This is a genomic window from Streptomyces sp. NPDC053427, assembly GCF_044544985.1.
In the GTDB taxonomy this organism is placed as follows: Bacteria; Actinomycetota; Actinomycetes; order Streptomycetales; family Streptomycetaceae; genus Streptomyces.
Map to the genome: position 1 here is coordinate 247,831 of NZ_JBITYA010000015.1, position 15,274 is coordinate 263,104.

14 protein-coding genes, 1 rRNA gene and 1 riboswitch are annotated in these 15,274 nt (G+C 69.3%); of the genes, 3 read left to right on the forward strand and 12 right to left on the reverse strand.

Features of this window, described 5'->3' with window-relative positions:
* The first annotated feature begins 185 nt into the window (after positions 1-185).
* Entirely contained in the window at positions 186-776 is a 591-nt protein-coding gene (locus tag ACIGWZ_RS35240) for a hypothetical protein (protein ID WP_400071347.1), read from the forward strand.
* Positions 777-1,075: 299 nt separating this feature from the next.
* Positions 1,076-1,279 carry a DUF5999 family protein gene (locus tag ACIGWZ_RS35245; RefSeq protein WP_362702004.1) on the forward strand — a complete coding sequence of 68 codons (204 nt, stop codon included), beginning with the start codon at positions 1,076-1,078 and terminating at the stop codon, positions 1,277-1,279.
* Positions 1,280-1,363: 84 nt separating this feature from the next.
* On the opposite strand, the gene gcvP is transcribed toward ACIGWZ_RS35245, so the two are convergent.
* Positions 1,364-4,249: an aminomethyl-transferring glycine dehydrogenase gene (gene gcvP / locus ACIGWZ_RS35250; protein ID WP_400071350.1), complete on the reverse strand. Its 2,886-nt coding sequence runs from the start codon at positions 4,247-4,249 to the stop codon at positions 1,364-1,366.
* Positions 4,250-4,438: 189 nt separating this feature from the next.
* Positions 4,439-4,537: riboswitch (glycine riboswitch) on the reverse strand.
* A 114-nt stretch (positions 4,538-4,651) separates the two neighbouring features.
* Between gcvP and ACIGWZ_RS35255 the strand changes: the two genes are divergently transcribed.
* Complete coding sequence (locus ACIGWZ_RS35255) at positions 4,652-5,035, forward strand: PRC-barrel domain-containing protein (protein WP_400071351.1); 384 nt, start codon at positions 4,652-4,654, stop codon at positions 5,033-5,035.
* Here ACIGWZ_RS35255 and ACIGWZ_RS35260 read toward each other — a convergent pair.
* The 11 genes from ACIGWZ_RS35260 to rrf all read right to left on the reverse strand — a co-directional run.
* The gene (locus ACIGWZ_RS35260) at positions 4,945-6,396 is read right to left on the reverse strand and encodes a DNA polymerase IV (RefSeq protein WP_400071353.1); all 1,452 of its coding nucleotides are present in this window, start codon (positions 6,394-6,396) and stop codon (positions 4,945-4,947) included. The two genes, ACIGWZ_RS35255 and ACIGWZ_RS35260, sit on opposite strands and share 91 nt — an antisense overlap.
* 67 nt (positions 6,397-6,463) lie before the next feature.
* Complete coding sequence (locus ACIGWZ_RS35265; protein WP_400071355.1) at positions 6,464-7,069, reverse strand: MerR family transcriptional regulator; 606 nt, start codon at positions 7,067-7,069, stop codon at positions 6,464-6,466.
* A gap of 188 nt (positions 7,070-7,257) precedes the next feature.
* On the reverse strand, positions 7,258-7,731 hold the full coding sequence (locus ACIGWZ_RS35270) for a bifunctional nuclease family protein (RefSeq protein WP_362711539.1): 474 nt from the start codon (positions 7,729-7,731) through the stop codon (positions 7,258-7,260).
* Between the two features lie 53 nt (positions 7,732-7,784).
* Positions 7,785-8,534 carry a MerR family transcriptional regulator gene (locus ACIGWZ_RS35275; RefSeq protein ID WP_400071356.1) on the reverse strand — a complete coding sequence of 250 codons (750 nt, stop codon included), beginning with the start codon at positions 8,532-8,534 and terminating at the stop codon, positions 7,785-7,787.
* 17 nt (positions 8,535-8,551) lie between these two features.
* Positions 8,552-9,400, reverse strand: coding sequence for an FHA domain-containing protein (locus ACIGWZ_RS35280; RefSeq protein ID WP_400071390.1), 849 nt, complete (start codon positions 9,398-9,400; stop codon positions 8,552-8,554).
* A 118-nt stretch (positions 9,401-9,518) separates the two neighbouring features.
* Positions 9,519-10,463, reverse strand: a complete 945-nt coding sequence (locus ACIGWZ_RS35285) for a DUF881 domain-containing protein (RefSeq protein WP_400071358.1) — start codon at positions 10,461-10,463, stop codon at positions 9,519-9,521.
* A 5-nt stretch (positions 10,464-10,468) separates the two neighbouring features.
* Positions 10,469-10,801 (reverse strand): small basic family protein, encoded by a 333-nt coding sequence (locus ACIGWZ_RS35290; RefSeq protein WP_003984969.1) that lies wholly within the window; start codon positions 10,799-10,801, stop codon positions 10,469-10,471.
* Positions 10,798-11,730: a DUF881 domain-containing protein gene (locus ACIGWZ_RS35295; protein ID WP_400071360.1), complete on the reverse strand. Its 933-nt coding sequence runs from the start codon at positions 11,728-11,730 to the stop codon at positions 10,798-10,800. The genes ACIGWZ_RS35290 and ACIGWZ_RS35295 overlap by 4 nt, the downstream gene beginning before the upstream one ends.
* A 75-nt stretch (positions 11,731-11,805) precedes the next feature.
* On the reverse strand, positions 11,806-14,301 hold the full coding sequence (locus ACIGWZ_RS35300; protein ID WP_400071362.1) for a sugar phosphate nucleotidyltransferase: 2,496 nt from the start codon (positions 14,299-14,301) through the stop codon (positions 11,806-11,808).
* Between the two features lie 121 nt (positions 14,302-14,422).
* The gene (locus ACIGWZ_RS35305) at positions 14,423-15,034 is read right to left on the reverse strand and encodes a CDP-alcohol phosphatidyltransferase family protein (RefSeq protein WP_400071364.1); all 612 of its coding nucleotides are present in this window, start codon (positions 15,032-15,034) and stop codon (positions 14,423-14,425) included.
* A 148-nt stretch (positions 15,035-15,182) separates the two neighbouring features.
* Positions 15,183-15,274, reverse strand: a 5S ribosomal RNA gene (gene rrf, locus ACIGWZ_RS35310); the annotation flags it as partial.

A 15,274-nucleotide genomic window follows, 5' to 3' on the forward strand; every position in this document is an offset into this window, starting at 1 on the left:
ATAAACTCCGCACACGAGGCAGAGAGTTGGCGCCCAGTGCTGCGGTGTTCCCACCGGCACTGGGGCACTGCGGCTGACCCACCGGGGCTGCCGCTCCGGTCGGCCATGCTCTGGCCCCGCATGCTGACAGCGCCGTCCGCACCTGCCCGGCTTCACCGTGTCTCCGAAGTGAGAGGCGACCCACCATGCCGCTGCACCTCCCCCCTGCCCCTGCGCCCGCCCTGCGCAGCGTTCTCGCCGCCCTCGGCTCGCCCACCGCCGTCCGCGAGGCCCCGACCTCCGCCCTGCGCGCCCATCAAGGCCCGCTCAGCCCCGACCGTCCGCTGCCTGTGCACGTCTGGGACGACGTCAGCCGTGCGGGCGGCCCGCCGCTCACCCGGCTGGCGGGCTGGCGCTTCCTCGTCCGCAGCGGGGAGCGCGCCGTGGCGGCCGCCGAGGCGATGCTCACCGCCGACGGCTGGACGTTCTCGCATTTCTGCGGCGGCCCGTACGTGGGCGCGACCGAGCAGGCCCTCCAGCAGGCGGAGCCGCTGGCCACGCCGTACCAGCCTCGGCTGCTGTCCGTACCGGAGCTGTACATGCTCACGCTGTGGCTGCATCACGACATCGCCTCGGACGGCACCACCGGCCTGCCCGCCCCCAGTGACCTGCTGGTACCCCTGGCGCCCGCCCCGCCCGGCATCGCCCCGCACCACCCGCAGCGCGTCGCCGATCTGCTCCCCCGGCTCACCCTGCGCATCGGCCCCGGCCCGCTGCTCGACTCCCCGGCCGCCTGACGGCGTACGCCGTCGCCCGACCCTGCGCCCCGCGCCCCTTCCGGACGCGGGGCGCAGCGCTGCGCTCACCCGGGCGGTCCAGTGGACCGGAAATACTCCCAACCCCCTTGAGGCCGAAAGCAATTGAACCGCCCGCACGGGTGATGCGTCCCTATCCAGTGAGTACTACTGCGGCGAAATCCCTGCGGAAACCCGTCCGTGGGGCAACACTGGGACCAACCGATGGAAACGGGGGAGCGGCCATGACCACCTCATCGAGCCGCACGACGACGTTCACACCGCAGCGAAAGACAACTTCCATGTGTCAGCACCAACCTCCATGCCCGTCCGCAGACTCCAGCGACCGGGAAGCCGCGCATCCCGTGGCGCACCACCCCGAGCAGGGTTGGAGCCTGCTGTGCAACGGCGTCCTGCTCTTCGAGGACACCGGTGAGCTGCTGCCGGACGGGCAGGTCATCGCCCCGCACCGGCCGCAGGCCGAACGGGTTGCCAGCGTGGCCTGACCGTCAGCGCCTGGCAGTACAACAGGGCCCCCGGCAGAACTGCCGAGGGCCCTTGATGTTGTACGGACGCTCCGTAGGGATGGATCAGACGTCGTACTCGTCCAGCGGCGGGCAGGAGCAGACGAGGTTACGGTCGCCGAAGGCACCGTCGATGCGGCGCACCGGCGGCCAGTACTTCTCCGCGGCCACGACACCGGCCGGGAAGGCGGCCTCTTCGCGGCTGTAGGGGTGCGACCAGTCGCCGGTCACCGCGCCCGCGGTGTGCGGGGCGTTGCGCAGCGGGTTGTCGTCCTTGTCCCACTCCCCCGAGCCGACCTTCTCGATCTCCGCGCGGATGGCGATCATCGCGTCGCAGAACCGGTCGATTTCGCCCAGGTCCTCGCTCTCGGTCGGCTCGATCATCAGCGTGCCGGCCACCGGGAAGGACATCGTCGGCGCGTGGAAGCCGTAGTCAATCAGCCGCTTGGCGACGTCGTCGATGCTCACGCCGGTCGCCTTGGTCAGCGGCCGGACGTCGATGATGCACTCGTGGGCCACCAGGCCGCCGGGGCCGGTGTAGAGCACCGGGTAGTGCGGCTCCAGGCGCTTGGCGATGTAGTTGGCGCTCAGGACCGCAACCTGGGTGGCGCGCTTGAGGCCCTCGCCGCCCATCAGCCGGACGTACGCCCAGGAGATCGGCAGGATGCCGGCCGAGCCCCAGGGGGCCGCGGAGATCGGCCCGACGCCCGTCTCGGGGCCCGCGGTGGGCTGCAGCGGGTGGTTGGGCAGGTAGGGCGCCAGGTGGGCGCGGACGCCGACCGGGCCGACACCGGGGCCGCCGCCGCCGTGCGGGATGCAGAAGGTCTTGTGCAGGTTCAGGTGCGAGACATCGCCGCCGAACTTGCCGGGCTCGGCGAGGCCGACCAGCGCGTTGAGGTTGGCGCCGTCGACGTAGACCTGGCCGCCGGCGTCGTGCACGGCCGCGCAGATCTGGGTGATGTGCTCCTCGAACACGCCGTGGGTCGAGGGGTAGGTGACCATCAGGACCGCGAGCTCGTCCCGGTGCTTCTCGATCTTGGCGTGCAGATCGTCGGCGTCGACCTCGCCGTCCTCGCCGGTCTTGACGACGACGACCTTCATCCCGGCCATCACGGCGCTGGCGGCGTTGGTGCCGTGCGCCGAGGACGGGATCAGGCAGACGGTGCGCTGCTCGTCGCCGTTGGCGCGGTGGTAGGCGCGGACGGCCAGCAGACCCGCGAGCTCGCCCTGGGATCCGGCGTTCGGCTGGATGGAGACCTTGTCGTAGCCGGTGACCGTGGCGAGCCGCTCCTCCAGCTCCTGGATCAGCGTCAGATAGCCCTGCGCCTGGTCGGCGGGCGCGAACGGGTGCAGCTGGCCGAACTCGGACCAGGTGACCGGCTCCATCTCGGTGGTGGCGTTCAGCTTCATCGTGCAGGAGCCGAGCGGGATCATGCCGCGGTCCAGCGCGTAGTCCTTGTCCGCCAGCGTGCGCAGGTAGCGCAGCATCGCGGTCTCGGAACGGTGCTGGTGGAAGACCGGGTGCGTGAGGTAGTCGACCTCGCGCAGCAGACCCTGCGGCAACGTTTCGGCAGCGACGGCGTCCAGCTGCTCGACGTCGCCCTGCACCCCGAAGGCACCCCAGACACCGGCCAGCTGCGCGCGCCCGGTGGTCTCGTCGCAGGCGATACCGACCAGGTCCGCGTCGACCTGTCGGAGGTTGACGCCCGCCTCGCGGGCCGCGGCGACGACCTCGGCGGCCCGGCCCGGCACCCGCGCGGTAAGCGTGTCGAAGTACGCGTCGTGGACGATCTCCACTCCGCCCGCGCGCAGGCCCTCGGCCAGAACGGTGGCGTAGCGGTGGGTGCGCCGCGCGATGGTCTGCAGGCCCTCGGGGCCGTGGTAGACCGCGTACATTCCGGCCATCACCGCAAGCAGCACCTGCGCGGTGCAGATGTTGCTGGTGGCCTTCTCGCGGCGGATGTGCTGCTCACGGGTCTGCAGCGCGAGGCGGTAGGCCTTGTGGCCGTCGGCGTCGACCGAGACGCCCACCAGGCGGCCGGGCAGGCTGCGGGCGAACTTCTCCCGCACGGCCATGAAGCCCGCGTGCGGCCCGCCGAAGCCCATCGGGACGCCGAAGCGCTGGGTGGTGCCGACGGCGATGTCGGCGCCGAGCTCGCCGGGCGAGGTCAGCAGCGTCAGCGCGAGCAGGTCGGCGGCGACGGTGACGACCGCGCCCAGCTCCTGGGCCTGCGCTATCACGGCGCGCGGATCGCGCACCGCGCCGGAGGCACCCGGGTACTGCAGCAGCACACCGAAGACGCCGCGCTCGGCGATCTCGGCGGGAATGCCCTCGCTCAGGTCCGCGACGACGACCTCGACGCCGGTCGGCTCGGCGCGGGTCTGGATCACCGCAATGGTCTGCGGCAGACAGTCCGCGTCGATCAGGAAGACGCCCTCCTTGACCTTGCCTATGCGGCGGGAGAGCGCCATCGCCTCGGCCGCCGCGGTGCCCTCGTCCAGCAGGGAGGCACCGGAGGTGGGCAGTCCGGTCAGGTCGGCGACCATGGTCTGGAAGTTGAGCAGCGCCTCGAGGCGGCCCTGCGAGATCTCCGGCTGGTAGGGCGTGTACGCCGTGTACCAGGCCGGGTTCTCCATGACGTTGCGCAGGATCACCGGCGGGGTGAACGTGCCGTAGTAGCCAAGGCCGATCATGGACGACAGGACCTGGTTACGGTCCGCGAGGCCGCGCAGTTCCTTGAGGACCTCGGCCTCGGTACGGGCCTGCGGCAGGCCGAGCGCCTCCGCGCTCTTGATCACGTCGGGTACGGCGGTGGCGGTGAGCTCGTCCAGCGATCCGAAGCCGACCTGCGCGAGCATCTTCGCCTGCGCCTCGTGGTCGGGGCCGATGTGCCGGCGCTCGAAGGGCGTACCGCGCTCCAGCTCGGTCAAGGAGATGCGATTGGTGGTCATCTGCGGGGGCCTCCTGGTCACTGCGACCTACGAGGGGCACCACGGCGCGGGTGCCCGGACGGCCTCCCCCTCTGTCATCTCAACCTGAGAGCTTCACCGGGTCCGCAGGCTGCGGCCCGGCTTTCACCGTCGGTGAGGAGGGGTCCCGGCACTGTGCCTTCCGCGGCCCGCCCTGCTTTCCAGAGTGACCTCGTCCATGCGGTACGGGATGCCTGAGAGATTCCGGGGAGGATTTGCTCCTTCGGCGCCCCCGCCGCGAACGGCAAGGGACTCTCCCGCATGGGGTCAGCGGCCAAACGTCAGCCTACCAGCGCACCTCTCGAGGGAACCTTCGAGTGGCCGGGGCATGAAATGTGCCGTTTGGTAGTTGTCACAGGGCAGCTGCGACCACAAGGAGGGGCTGTGCACACCGATATCGATCCCCGGAGCCTGATCGGCCGCAAAGCGTTCGACCGGAACGGCACCAAGATCGGGACCATTGATGAGGTATATCTCGATGATGCGACCGGCGAACCCGAATGGGCGGCCGTGCGTACCGGCCTCTTCAGCCGGGACGCGTTCGTCCCCCTGGAGCCCAGCGAGCTCGTCGACGAGGGGCTGCGTATCCCCTACGACCGCAAGTTGATCAAGGACGCCCCGGACTTCGGGGTGGGCCGCCATCTCTCTCCCGAGCAGGAACTCCAGCTCTACCACCACTACCGGCTGGATATCTCCTCCCCGACCTCCGACCCCGCCCCTCCCCCGGGCGACAAGGACTTCGGCCGGATCGCCGGATCGGAGGACTGACCGGCCCCGGGCTCCCCGCCCACCAGCGGCAACGGCTCCCCCGGCCGCAGCGCCGGGTCATCGACGGCAAAGGTCCGCACCCTTCCCGGTGCGGACCACGGCTGTTCGAAACGTACGGTCACTCTCCCCACCCCACTGCCCTGCACCCATCCGGCGCCGTATGCGTCGTGCACCACGTCCAGCCCCGGATGCCAGCGGCGCGGCCGCTCCTCCTCCGCCTCCGGCTCACCCGCCCCGTCCGCCGCCGGCTCCGCCGCCCTGGCCGCCGTCTCCTCGGCCTCCCGCTCCGTCGCCAGCTGCGCGAACAGATCCTCCTGCGTGAAGTCGGCCAGCCCGCTCACCCCCACCCCCAGCAGCCGCACCCCGCCCGTGGTGTCCACCGTCTCCAGCAGCCGCGCCACCGCCTCCCGTACGACCGCGGGATCGTCCGTCGGCCCGCGCAGCGTCTCCGACCTGGTCAGCGTCGAGAAGTCGTAGTTACGGACCTTGATCACCACCGTGCGACCGGACCGCCCGGCCTCCCGCAGCCGCTGCACACAGCGCTCGGCCAGCCGCACCAGCTCGGCCCGCACCCGCGTCCGGTCGGTGAGATCGACCTCGAAGGTGTCCTCGACCGAGATGGATTTCGCATCCCGCTCGGCCACCACCGGGCGGTCGTCCCGGCCCAGCGCCATCGCATACAGCCCCGCGCCGTGCGACTTGCCCAGCAGCCGCACCAGCTCGTCCTCACCGGCCTCCGCGGTCTCCGCGACGGTATGGATCCCGGCCCGGCGCAGCGCCTCGGCCGTCGCCGGCCCCACCCCGGGCAGCGTCCGCACCGGCATCGGCCCCAGCAGCTCCCGTTCCGTGCCGGGCTCGATCACCATCAGGCCGTCGGGCTTCGCCGCCTCGGACGCGATCTTCGCCAGCATCTTGGCGCCCGCGAGCCCCACCGAGCCCGTCAGCCCCGTGGCCGCCCGGATGTCCCGCCGCAGCCGCTCCCCCACGGCCCGTACGGCGGACACCTCGGCCGCCACCCCGCCCGCCTCCAGGTCCACGAACGCCTCGTCCAGGCTCAGCGGCTCCACCAGCGGCGACAGCGCATGCAGCAGCTCCATCACGGTGTCACTCACCTGGCGGTACAGCTGGAACCGCGGACTGAGGTAAGCCGCGTTGGGGCACAGCCGGCGCGCCTGGGCGGTCGGCATGGCCGAGCGGATACCGAAGACCCGCGCTTCGTACGACGCCGTGGCGACCACCCCGCGCGGCCCGATCCCGCCGACGATCACGGGCTTTCCGCGCAGGCTCGGCTTGGCCGCCTGCTCGGCGGAGGCATAGAACGCATCCATGTCCAGATGCAGAATCGTCGGCGCGGGTCTCACATGACCGATCCTCCCGCACACCACTGACAATCGGCCCGCTGCCGGGCCGGGGGCCGCGTTCGGAGGCTCAGCCGGCCCGGTTGCGCCGCCGCGCCAGCTCGTCGCGCGGGTTCTTGCCGACCAGCGTCTCGCCGGTGTCCAGCCGCTCCCCGTGCAGCTCGGAGAGCGCGCCCTCCACGTCCCGGAGCACCACGCCCACCGCGATCCCGAAAACGCCCTGGCCGCCCTGGAGCAGATCGACGACCTGGTCGGGCGACGTGCACTCGTAGACCGTGGCCCCGTCGCTCATCAGCGTCATACGGGTCAGGTCGTCCAGCCCGCGCGAACGCAGATGCTGGACGGCGGTGCGGATGTTCTGCAGCGACACCCCGGTGTCCAGCAGCCTCTTGACGATCTTCAGGACGACGACGTCCCGGAAGTTGTAGAGCCGCTGGGTGCCGGAACCGTAGGCGGGGCGGACGCTCGGCTCCACCAGGCCCGTGCGCGCCCAGTAGTCGAGCTGCCGGTAGGTGATCCCCGCCGCCGCACAAGCCGTCGGACCGCGGTAGCCGATGGTCCCCGTCGCGCAGTCCCCCGACACCGCGGCGGGCTGTGCCGGTGCGCGGTTCATTGCTGCATTCGGGTGGAGCGGCAACGCCCCTTCCGCCGCCGTACCGTCACCGGTGATTGCCACGCCGCCCTCCGTCCTCCACGTCCCGGACGGGACCTGCCTTATCGACGGTATGCAGTCACTCGGGGTGCGTCAACGATCGCCGCGCTCGCCACGCCGAGTGATAATCACCCTACGAGTGGTTTCTCGTGACCTCGCGCGGGGAACGGCTAATAAGTTTGGCCGGAATCAGATGCTTCCGGCTGATGGCGTCACTGGCTGCTGCTGCCGAAGTCCTCGGGCGAGATCTGATCGAGGAACTCGCGGAACTTCTCCACCTCGTCCTCCTGCTCGTCCGGGATCGCAATGCCCGCGTCGTCCAGCACACCGTCGGTGCCGAAGATCGGCGTCCCGGTGCGCAGCGCCAGCGCTATGGCGTCCGACGGACGCGCGCTGACCTCGACGCCGCTGGCAAAGACCAGTTCGGCATAGAACACTCCCTCGCGCAGATCCGTGATGCGGACCTGCGTCAGCTCCTGGCCCACCGCTTCCAGCACGTCCTTGAAAAGGTCATGCGTCAGCGGCCTGGCAGGGACCATGCCCTGCTGGGCAAAGGCGATGGCGGTGGCCTCCCCTGGCCCGATCCAAATGGGCAAGTAGCGATCGCCTCCCACCTCCCGCAGGAGCACGATCGGTTGGCTGGAAGGCATTTCCACCCGGACACCCACGACGTCGAGCTCGTTCACACAGCAACCCTAGGACGTGCCCGGCAGGTTTGGGTAGTCGGGCAGTCATTTGCTCACGTGAGGCGGACCTTGAGTGCGCTCTGCACCAATGCCGCATGGAGGCGTACCGACAGCGTTGCCAGCTCCCTGGCGGTGGCCTCCGCATGGGCCCTGGTCTGCGGATTTCGGTGCCGGCGGAGGGGCGCCACGACCTGCTCCACCAGGCCCGCCTCCCGCTCGGCGGCCGCCTTGACGGCCCGCAGATGCCGCGGTTCGAGCCCAAAACGCCCCAGCTCGGCGACCAGTTTCGCGACCGTGACGGCCTCGCTGTCGTAGCCGCCGTCGGCATCCGGGACGACGAGCCCGTACGACTCCCAGTCGGCGAGCGCCGCCTCGTCCACCTCGGCGGCGGCCAGCAGCTCGGCCCGGCCGACCCGGGCGGCCGCCGGACGGTCCTCACCAGGCTCGCGCATGCCCGGAACCAGGTCCCGCGAGGAAGTGGCCTGGGCCGGCAGCTGCACCTGCTCACCGCGCTCCAGGGCGTCCAGATGCTCCCGAATGACTTTCAGTGGCAGATAGTGGTCCCGCTGCATCCGCAGGACGCCCGCCAGCCGCTCGACGTCGGCCGCGGTGAATTTGCGGTACCCGGAAGGCGTGCGCGTCGGCTCGACCAGCCCCTCGGCCTCCAGAAAACGGATCTTGGAGATGGTGACCTCGGGAAATTCCTCGCGCAGCAAAGTGAGCACCGTACCGATGCTCACCGGCTTGCCGTCCGAGGAGGCGGCGCCGGAGGACCCGGCACCGCCCGTCGGTGAGTGGCGCATATGCCTTCCCTGGCCGGTCAGATTCCGGCGCCTCGCTGGCTCGCGTAGAAGACCAGGCGGAACTTGCCGATCTGGACCTCGTCGCCGTTGGAGAGCGCGACCGAATCGATCCGCTCGCGGTTGACGTACGTGCCGTTCAGGCTGCCGACGTCGGCGACCGTGAAGCGCCCGTCCGGGCCGCGACGGAACTCCACATGGCGGCGCGAGACCGTCACATCGTCGAGGAAGATGTCGCCCTGCGGATGCCGGCCCGCCGTCGTCAGCTCGCCGTCCAGAAGGAAGCGGCTGCCGGAATTCGGCCCCCGGCGGACGACCAGCAGCGCCGAACCCATCGGAAGGGCGTCGACGGCCGCCTGGGCCTCGGGCGACAGGGACGGCATCTGGGTCTGGCCCGTCGCCTCCGCGTCATAGGCCTCGATCCCCGAGATGGAGATGGTCGAGGTCGTCTCGGACGCGCGCTCGGGCTGTGCACCCGGGCGCAGCGGCGCACCACAGTTGGAGCAGAACCGGCTCGCCTCGGCGTTCCGGTGCCCACACCTCGTACAAACCGGCACGGCCGACCCTCCACCCGTGGATGAGGCTGATGGTTCCTGGGAACCTATGCGGGCGGCACCGGAGGGGTCAACAGAACCCGCGCCGTACCCCCCGGACGGACCGCTGACCTCATCACGGAAGAGCGGACGGTCCTCGCCCGCACCGCTCTCATCGGCCCGGCCCGCGGCACGATGCCGCGCCGAGCCGCTGCCGCCCTCCTGGCGGGCGCTCTTGCCGAACAGCTTTCCAAACAACTTCACGGGCGATTCCCCTTGAACGAAACAGACCCGCCCGTGGGGCAGGACGAACCCTCGATGCACACACCGGCCGATCCGGACATCCTGTGAACGTCCGTGGCCTGCAGACAGTTTCCACCACACACCACAATCACGGTGCGCCGACCCCCCGCTACCTCATGCCCTCCCCGGGCCATGGACATACGTGGACACCTCACTGCGAAGACGACCGAGCGTAGTCAGGCCGCTTCGCCTCTCGCAAGGCATTCACAATGATCTTCTCTTGCCGGGTCACAGACACCTTGGCCTGCTCCTTTTCCAAAGTCTGAACCACCCCGCCGGGGATGTTCAGCGCCGGCTCCAGGTCCTCCGGCTTGCCGATGACCTTGAAGCGGTAAGGCTGTGTAACCCGCTTGCCGTCGATCTCCACGCCGCCGCTGACATCCGAGAGATAGGTGTTGGCGACGACCCGTACGTCATTGACCTGAATGGCCTCGGCGCCGGCCGCTCGCAGCTCCTGGATGGTGTCCAGCAGCTTGTCCGCCTCGACGGAGTGCGTCGGGTCGGCGATGGTCAGGTTGATGCCGGGCCCTTGCGCCGCGACGGTCCCGGCCAGCACGCCCAGCTGCTGTTCCTTCTCCACGGTCTGCTTACGGGCCTCCTCGGCCTGGTCCGAGCTGTTCTCCAGCTCCGTCTTCTGCCCTTCCAGGCGCCGCTGCTCGTCCGTCAACCGCTGGGAGCGATTGTCCAGTTCATCCAGAATGCGCACCAGGTCCTCCTGACGCGCACCCCGCAGCGCACTGCTGTCACTCGTGGAACGTACCTGAATCGCCAGGCCGAGGCCGAGAATGAACAGGAGCAACGCAACGATCAGTTGAGCCCGGGTCAGCCGAGGCGGCCACAGGCTCGCGGCGAGCCGCTGCCGACCGTTCTGCGGCTTCCCCGCGCCCCCATCTTCCCCTCCTGGGGCAGGGGCGGCGGCGTCTGCCGGTTTGTCGCCGTTCTGCTGCGCGTCGTCCGGTTTACGCCCTTCCGTCCCCTCATCGGCCGCCTTGGGAGCGGGCCGGCTCTCGGGAGGCATCGGCCGCCGGTCGGCGGGGCTGCGGTCCTGCTGCGGCTCCGGCTTCTTCTCCGGCTCGGGGGTCTCGTCCGTTGCCATCCGCCTCACGCCCTGAAAACGTGCCGGCGAATCGCGGCAGCGTTGGAGAAGATCCGGATGCCCAGCACCACGACGACACCGGTGGAGAGCTGGGCGCCGACGCCCAACTTGTCACCGAGGAAGACGATCAGCGCGGCGACCACGACGTTCGACAGGAAGGAGACGACGAAGACCTTGTCGTCGAAAATGCCGTCCAGCATCGCGCGCAGACCGCCGAACACGGCGTCCAGCGCCGCGACGACAGCAATCGGCAAGTAGGGCTCGACCACCGTCGGCACCACGGGTCGGACCACAAGCCCGACCACGACTCCCACAATGAGGCCCAGTACGGCGATCACGATGTGCCCTTCCCTGTGTCGGCGCCGTCCGCTCTGGCGGCACCGGCCTGCGGCTTTGCGGTACGTACGGTCAAACTGGGCGCGGGCGGCAGCATGACCTCGCTCTCGGCGGAAATCCTGGTACGCACGCCGTAGTTCTCCTGCAGGACGTGCAGATACTGACCGTCGGCGCTGTCCTGGAACGCGGTGCTCAGCCGCTGCCCGTCCCCCACCGCCAGCACCGTATAAGGCGGCACCAGTGGCTTGTTGTCGACCAGTATGGCGTCTCCCGCGGCCCTGATCGCCGAGAGTGACGTAAGCCGCTGCCCATTGACGGAGATGGCCTCCGCTCCGGACTCCCACAGGCCGTTGACGACGCGTTGCATGTCCCTGTCGCGTACCCGCCCGGTGTCGGAGAAACCACTGCTCTCGCGTGGCCCTCCCCCACTGGACTCCGCATCCTTGGCGTCGTCCACCACCAGTTTCACGCCAGGCCCGGTCACTTGGGTCGAACCGGACAACAGCGCCAGCAGCTCGGCCTTGTCACCGCCGTGCTTCTTCAGCGCCTCGCGCTGCATCCTGCTGACCGCGTCCCGGGTCGCGTCCACCCGCTTCTGCTGCTTGTCCGCCTCGCCGGTGCCCTTCTGGATGCGATGGATGAGCTCTTCGCGTTCCTTGGCCAGCGTCGGTGCCGATACCCGCGCCTGGGCGGCACCCACCGTGACGACCACCGCTGCCAGCACCAGTCCGGCCGCGAGGCCCAACTTCGCCCGCAGGGTGCGCGGCAGACCGCGTACGCCCGCGGCGGACTTCCGCGCGGCGGCCTCCGCGTACCCGTCGTCGAGGCTGTGATCCATCACATTGGTCAGCAGCGACATCGACGCATCGGGGCGCGCAGCGGGCTTGCTGGGAGTGCTCCGATCGGGGCGCTGCTGCGACATGCCGCACATCGTCGCACGTCGCCCGCGCAGTCTCCCAATGGCCCCACCGGCGTGCCCGATCGCGGGCACGCCGGTGGGTCGGGCTCAGCGTCCGGCGCTGTCCACCACGGACGCCCACTCGTCCAACAGCTGCTGAGCGGAGGCGTCGTCCGGCCCCTCCGCCCACAGGTGCGTGACCGCCTCGGCCGGATCGGGCAGCACCAGCACCCAGCGGCCGTCCGCCTCCACGACCCTCACACCGTCGGTGGTGTCCACGTCCCGGTCGCCGGCCGCCTCGACCACATGCCGCATGACCAGGCCCTTGACCGCCCACGGCGTGGCGAGGTCGCGGCGCAGCACATGCGCCCGCGGGATCCGCGCGTCGATCTGGCTGAGCGAGATCTGGGTACGGGCCACCAGGCCGATCAGCGTGACGAATGCGGCCGCGCCGTCGAAGACGGCGCTGAACTCCGGAATGATGAAGCCGCCCATGCCGTCCCCGCCGAAGACCGTGCCCTCCATCCGGGCCACCCGGGCCAGATCGTCGGGCGAGGTCGTCGTCCACTCCACCTGCGTCCCGTGGTACGCCGCCACCTGCTCGGCGATACGGGTCGTGGTCACCGGCAGTGCCACCCGCCCGCTGCGCCGCTCGGCCGCCACCAGATCCAGCATGACCAGCAGCGCGCGGTCGTCCTCGATGATCCGCCCGCGCTCGTCCACCAGGGAAAGCCGCTCGCCCACGGGATCGAAGCGCACGCCGAACGCGGCCCGCGCCGACGCCACGATCTCGCCGAGCCGGACGAGACCGGAACGCCTGGCATCGGGCGTTTCGGTCGGCCGGGACTCGTCGAGACCGGGATTGATCGTCAGCGAGTCGACGCCGAGCCGGCCCAGCAGACTGGGCAGGACCAGCCCGGCGCTGCCGTTCGAGGCGTCCACGACGACCTTCAGCCCGGAGTCGGCGACGCCCGTGGTGTCCACCGCCCGTAGGACGGAGCCGGTGTAGGAGTCGAAGACGCTCGCCGGGAAACGCAGATCGCCGATCTCACCGGGGAAGGCGCGGCGGTACTCCTGACGGGCATAGACCCGGTCGAGCTTGCGCTGCCCGGCCTGCGAGAGATCGGCCCCGCGCTCGTCGAAGAACATGATGTCGACGGAATCCGGCACCCCGGGCGTCGTACGGACCATGATGCCGCCCGCGCTGCCCCGGGCCGTCTGCTGACGGGCGACCGGCAGCGGTACGTTCTCGAGATCCCTCACATCAATGGCGCTGGCCTGCAGCGCGGAGATCACCGCGCGCTTGAGCGCCCGCGCGCCACGCGAGTGGTCGCGCGCGGTCGTCACCGTGGAGCCCTTCTTCAGCGTGGTGGCGTACGCGCCTGCGAGCCGTACGGCAAGCTCCGGGGTGATCTCGACGTTGAGGATGCCGGAAACCCCACGCGCGCCGAACAGATGAGCCTGACCGCGGGATTCCCAGATCACCGAGGTATTGACGAACGCGCCGGCCTCGATCGTCTTGAACGGATAGACCCGCACATTCCCCTGGACGATCGACTCCTCGCCGATGAGGCATTCATCGCCGATGACCGCGCCGTCCTCGATCCGTGCGGCCCGCATGATGTCGGTGTTCTTGCCGATCACACAGCCGCGCAGATTGCTGTGCTGCCCGATGTAGACGTTGTCGTGCACCACCGCCCGGTGCAAGAACGCCCCGCTCTTGACCACCACGTTGGATCCGACGACGGTGTGCTCACGGAGTTCCACGCCGGCCTCGATCTTGGCGTAGTCACCGATATACAGCGGACCGCGCAGCACCGCGTCCGGGTGTACTTCGGCGCCCTCGGCGACCCACACCCCGGGCGAGATCTCGAAGCCGTCGATTTCGACGTCGACCTTGCCCTCGAGCACATCGGCCTGGGCCTTCACATAACTCTCGTGGGTGCCGACGTCCTCCCAGTAGCCCTCGGCGACATAGCCGTAGATCGGCTTGCCGTCCTTCATGAGCTGCGGGAAGACATCACCGGACCAGTCCACCGAAACGTCGGGCTCGAAGTAGTCGAAGACCTCCGGTTCCATGACGTAGATACCGGTGTTGACGGTGTCCGAGAACACCTGACCCCAGGTGGGCTTTTCCAGGAAACGCTCGACCTTGCCGGCCTCGTCGACGATGGTGATGCCGAACTCCAGCGGGTTCGGCACCCGCGTGAGGCAGACCGTTACCAGGGCGCCCTTTTCCTTGTGGAAACGGATCAGGTCGGTCAGGTCGAAGTCGGTGAGAGCGTCACCCGAGATGACGAGGAATGCGTCGTCCTTGAGGGCTTCCTCCGCGTTCTTCACGCTGCCCGCGGTGCCCAGCGGCTTTTCCTCGTTGGCGTACGTGAGCTCCATTCCGAGCTCTTCCCCGTCGCCGAAATAGTTTTTGACGAGCGAGGCAAGGAATTGAACGGTTACGACGGTCTCGGTGAGACCATGCCGTTTCAGCAGCCTCAGCACATGCTCCATGATCGGCCTATTGACCACAGGCAGCAGCGGCTTGGGCATGCTTGACGTCATGGGGCGAAGGCGTGTGCCCTCACCGCCCGCCATCACAACGGCCTTCATGTCGGAAGCGTCCTCCTCTAAGAGACGACGGTCTTGCCGACTTCACCTGTCCAGATCGCCCACTGTTCTTGTACTCACGTACGGGCGCCGGGCCTTGGCACAATCTGCCGGTTCGGCGAGCTCAGTCGGCCGTGGCGTCCGCCCTGATCAGCCGACGGACCTGGACCACGTAGAGGATCCCTGCCCACCAATAGAGCGCCGTACCCCAACCCGCGAACGCCCATCCGAAAATAGCAGCGAGCGTGTGAAGCCAGCCGTTCCCGACACTCAGCAGGAGCAGCGGGAAGGCATACATCAAGTTGAACGTAGCCGCTTTGCCCAGGAAGTTCACCTGGGGAGGGCCATACCCGTGACGGCCCAGGAATCCGACCGCGATCAGCAGCATCAGTTCGCGTGCCAGCAACGCCGCGGTGAGCCAGATCGGCAGGATCTCGCGCCAGGTCAGCCCGACGAGGGTGGACAGGATGTAGAGGCGGTCGGCCGCGGGGTCGAGGATCCGGCCAAGACTGCTGATCTGGTTCCAACGCCGGGCGAGCTTGCCGTCCAGATAATCGCTGACGCCGCTCAGCGCGAGGACCAGCAAAGCCCAGCGATCGGCAGCGCTCGGACCGTCGAATGCCGGCCACAGGATCAGCCACAGGAACACCGGCACGCCGACCAGGCGCGCCATGCTCAGAATATTCGGGATGGTGAGGACGCGGTCCGTTTGGACCTGCGTCTCCTGGACCTCCACGCGGAAGCCTCCTGTGGGAAATGTGCCGACGATACCCCTGACCTTACCTGGCCCGTCGGCCACGCCACGCCGGGGGTCCCGGGCCCAGGAAAACGCGAAAAAGCCCCGTCGGGAACGGGGTTCCCAACGGGGCTTTCTCTTAAATTTTGTTCGGCGGCGTCCTACTCTCCCACAGGGTCCCCCCTGCAGTACCATCGGCGCTGAAAGGCTTAGCTTCCGGGTTCGAAATGTAACCGGGCG

Bases quoted from the DNA above. Each gene is read 5' to 3' on its own strand.
- ACIGWZ_RS35240 (WP_400071347.1), top strand. From the start codon at position 186: ATGCCGCTGCACCTCCCCCCTGCCCCTGCGCCCGCCCTGCGCAGCGTT.
- ACIGWZ_RS35245 (WP_362702004.1), top strand. From the start codon at position 1,076: ATGTGTCAGCACCAACCTCCATGCCCGTCCGCAGACTCCAGCGACCGG.
- gcvP (WP_400071350.1), bottom strand. From the start codon at position 4,249: ATGACCACCAATCGCATCTCCTTGACCGAGCTGGAGCGCGGTACGCCC.
- ACIGWZ_RS35275 (WP_400071356.1), bottom strand. From the start codon at position 8,534: ATGCGCCACTCACCGACGGGCGGTGCCGGGTCCTCCGGCGCCGCCTCC.
- ACIGWZ_RS35285 (WP_400071358.1), bottom strand. From the start codon at position 10,463: ATGGCAACGGACGAGACCCCCGAGCCGGAGAAGAAGCCGGAGCCGCAG.
- ACIGWZ_RS35295 (WP_400071360.1), bottom strand. From the start codon at position 11,730: ATGTGCGGCATGTCGCAGCAGCGCCCCGATCGGAGCACTCCCAGCAAG.
- ACIGWZ_RS35300 (WP_400071362.1), bottom strand. From the start codon at position 14,301: ATGAAGGCCGTTGTGATGGCGGGCGGTGAGGGCACACGCCTTCGCCCC.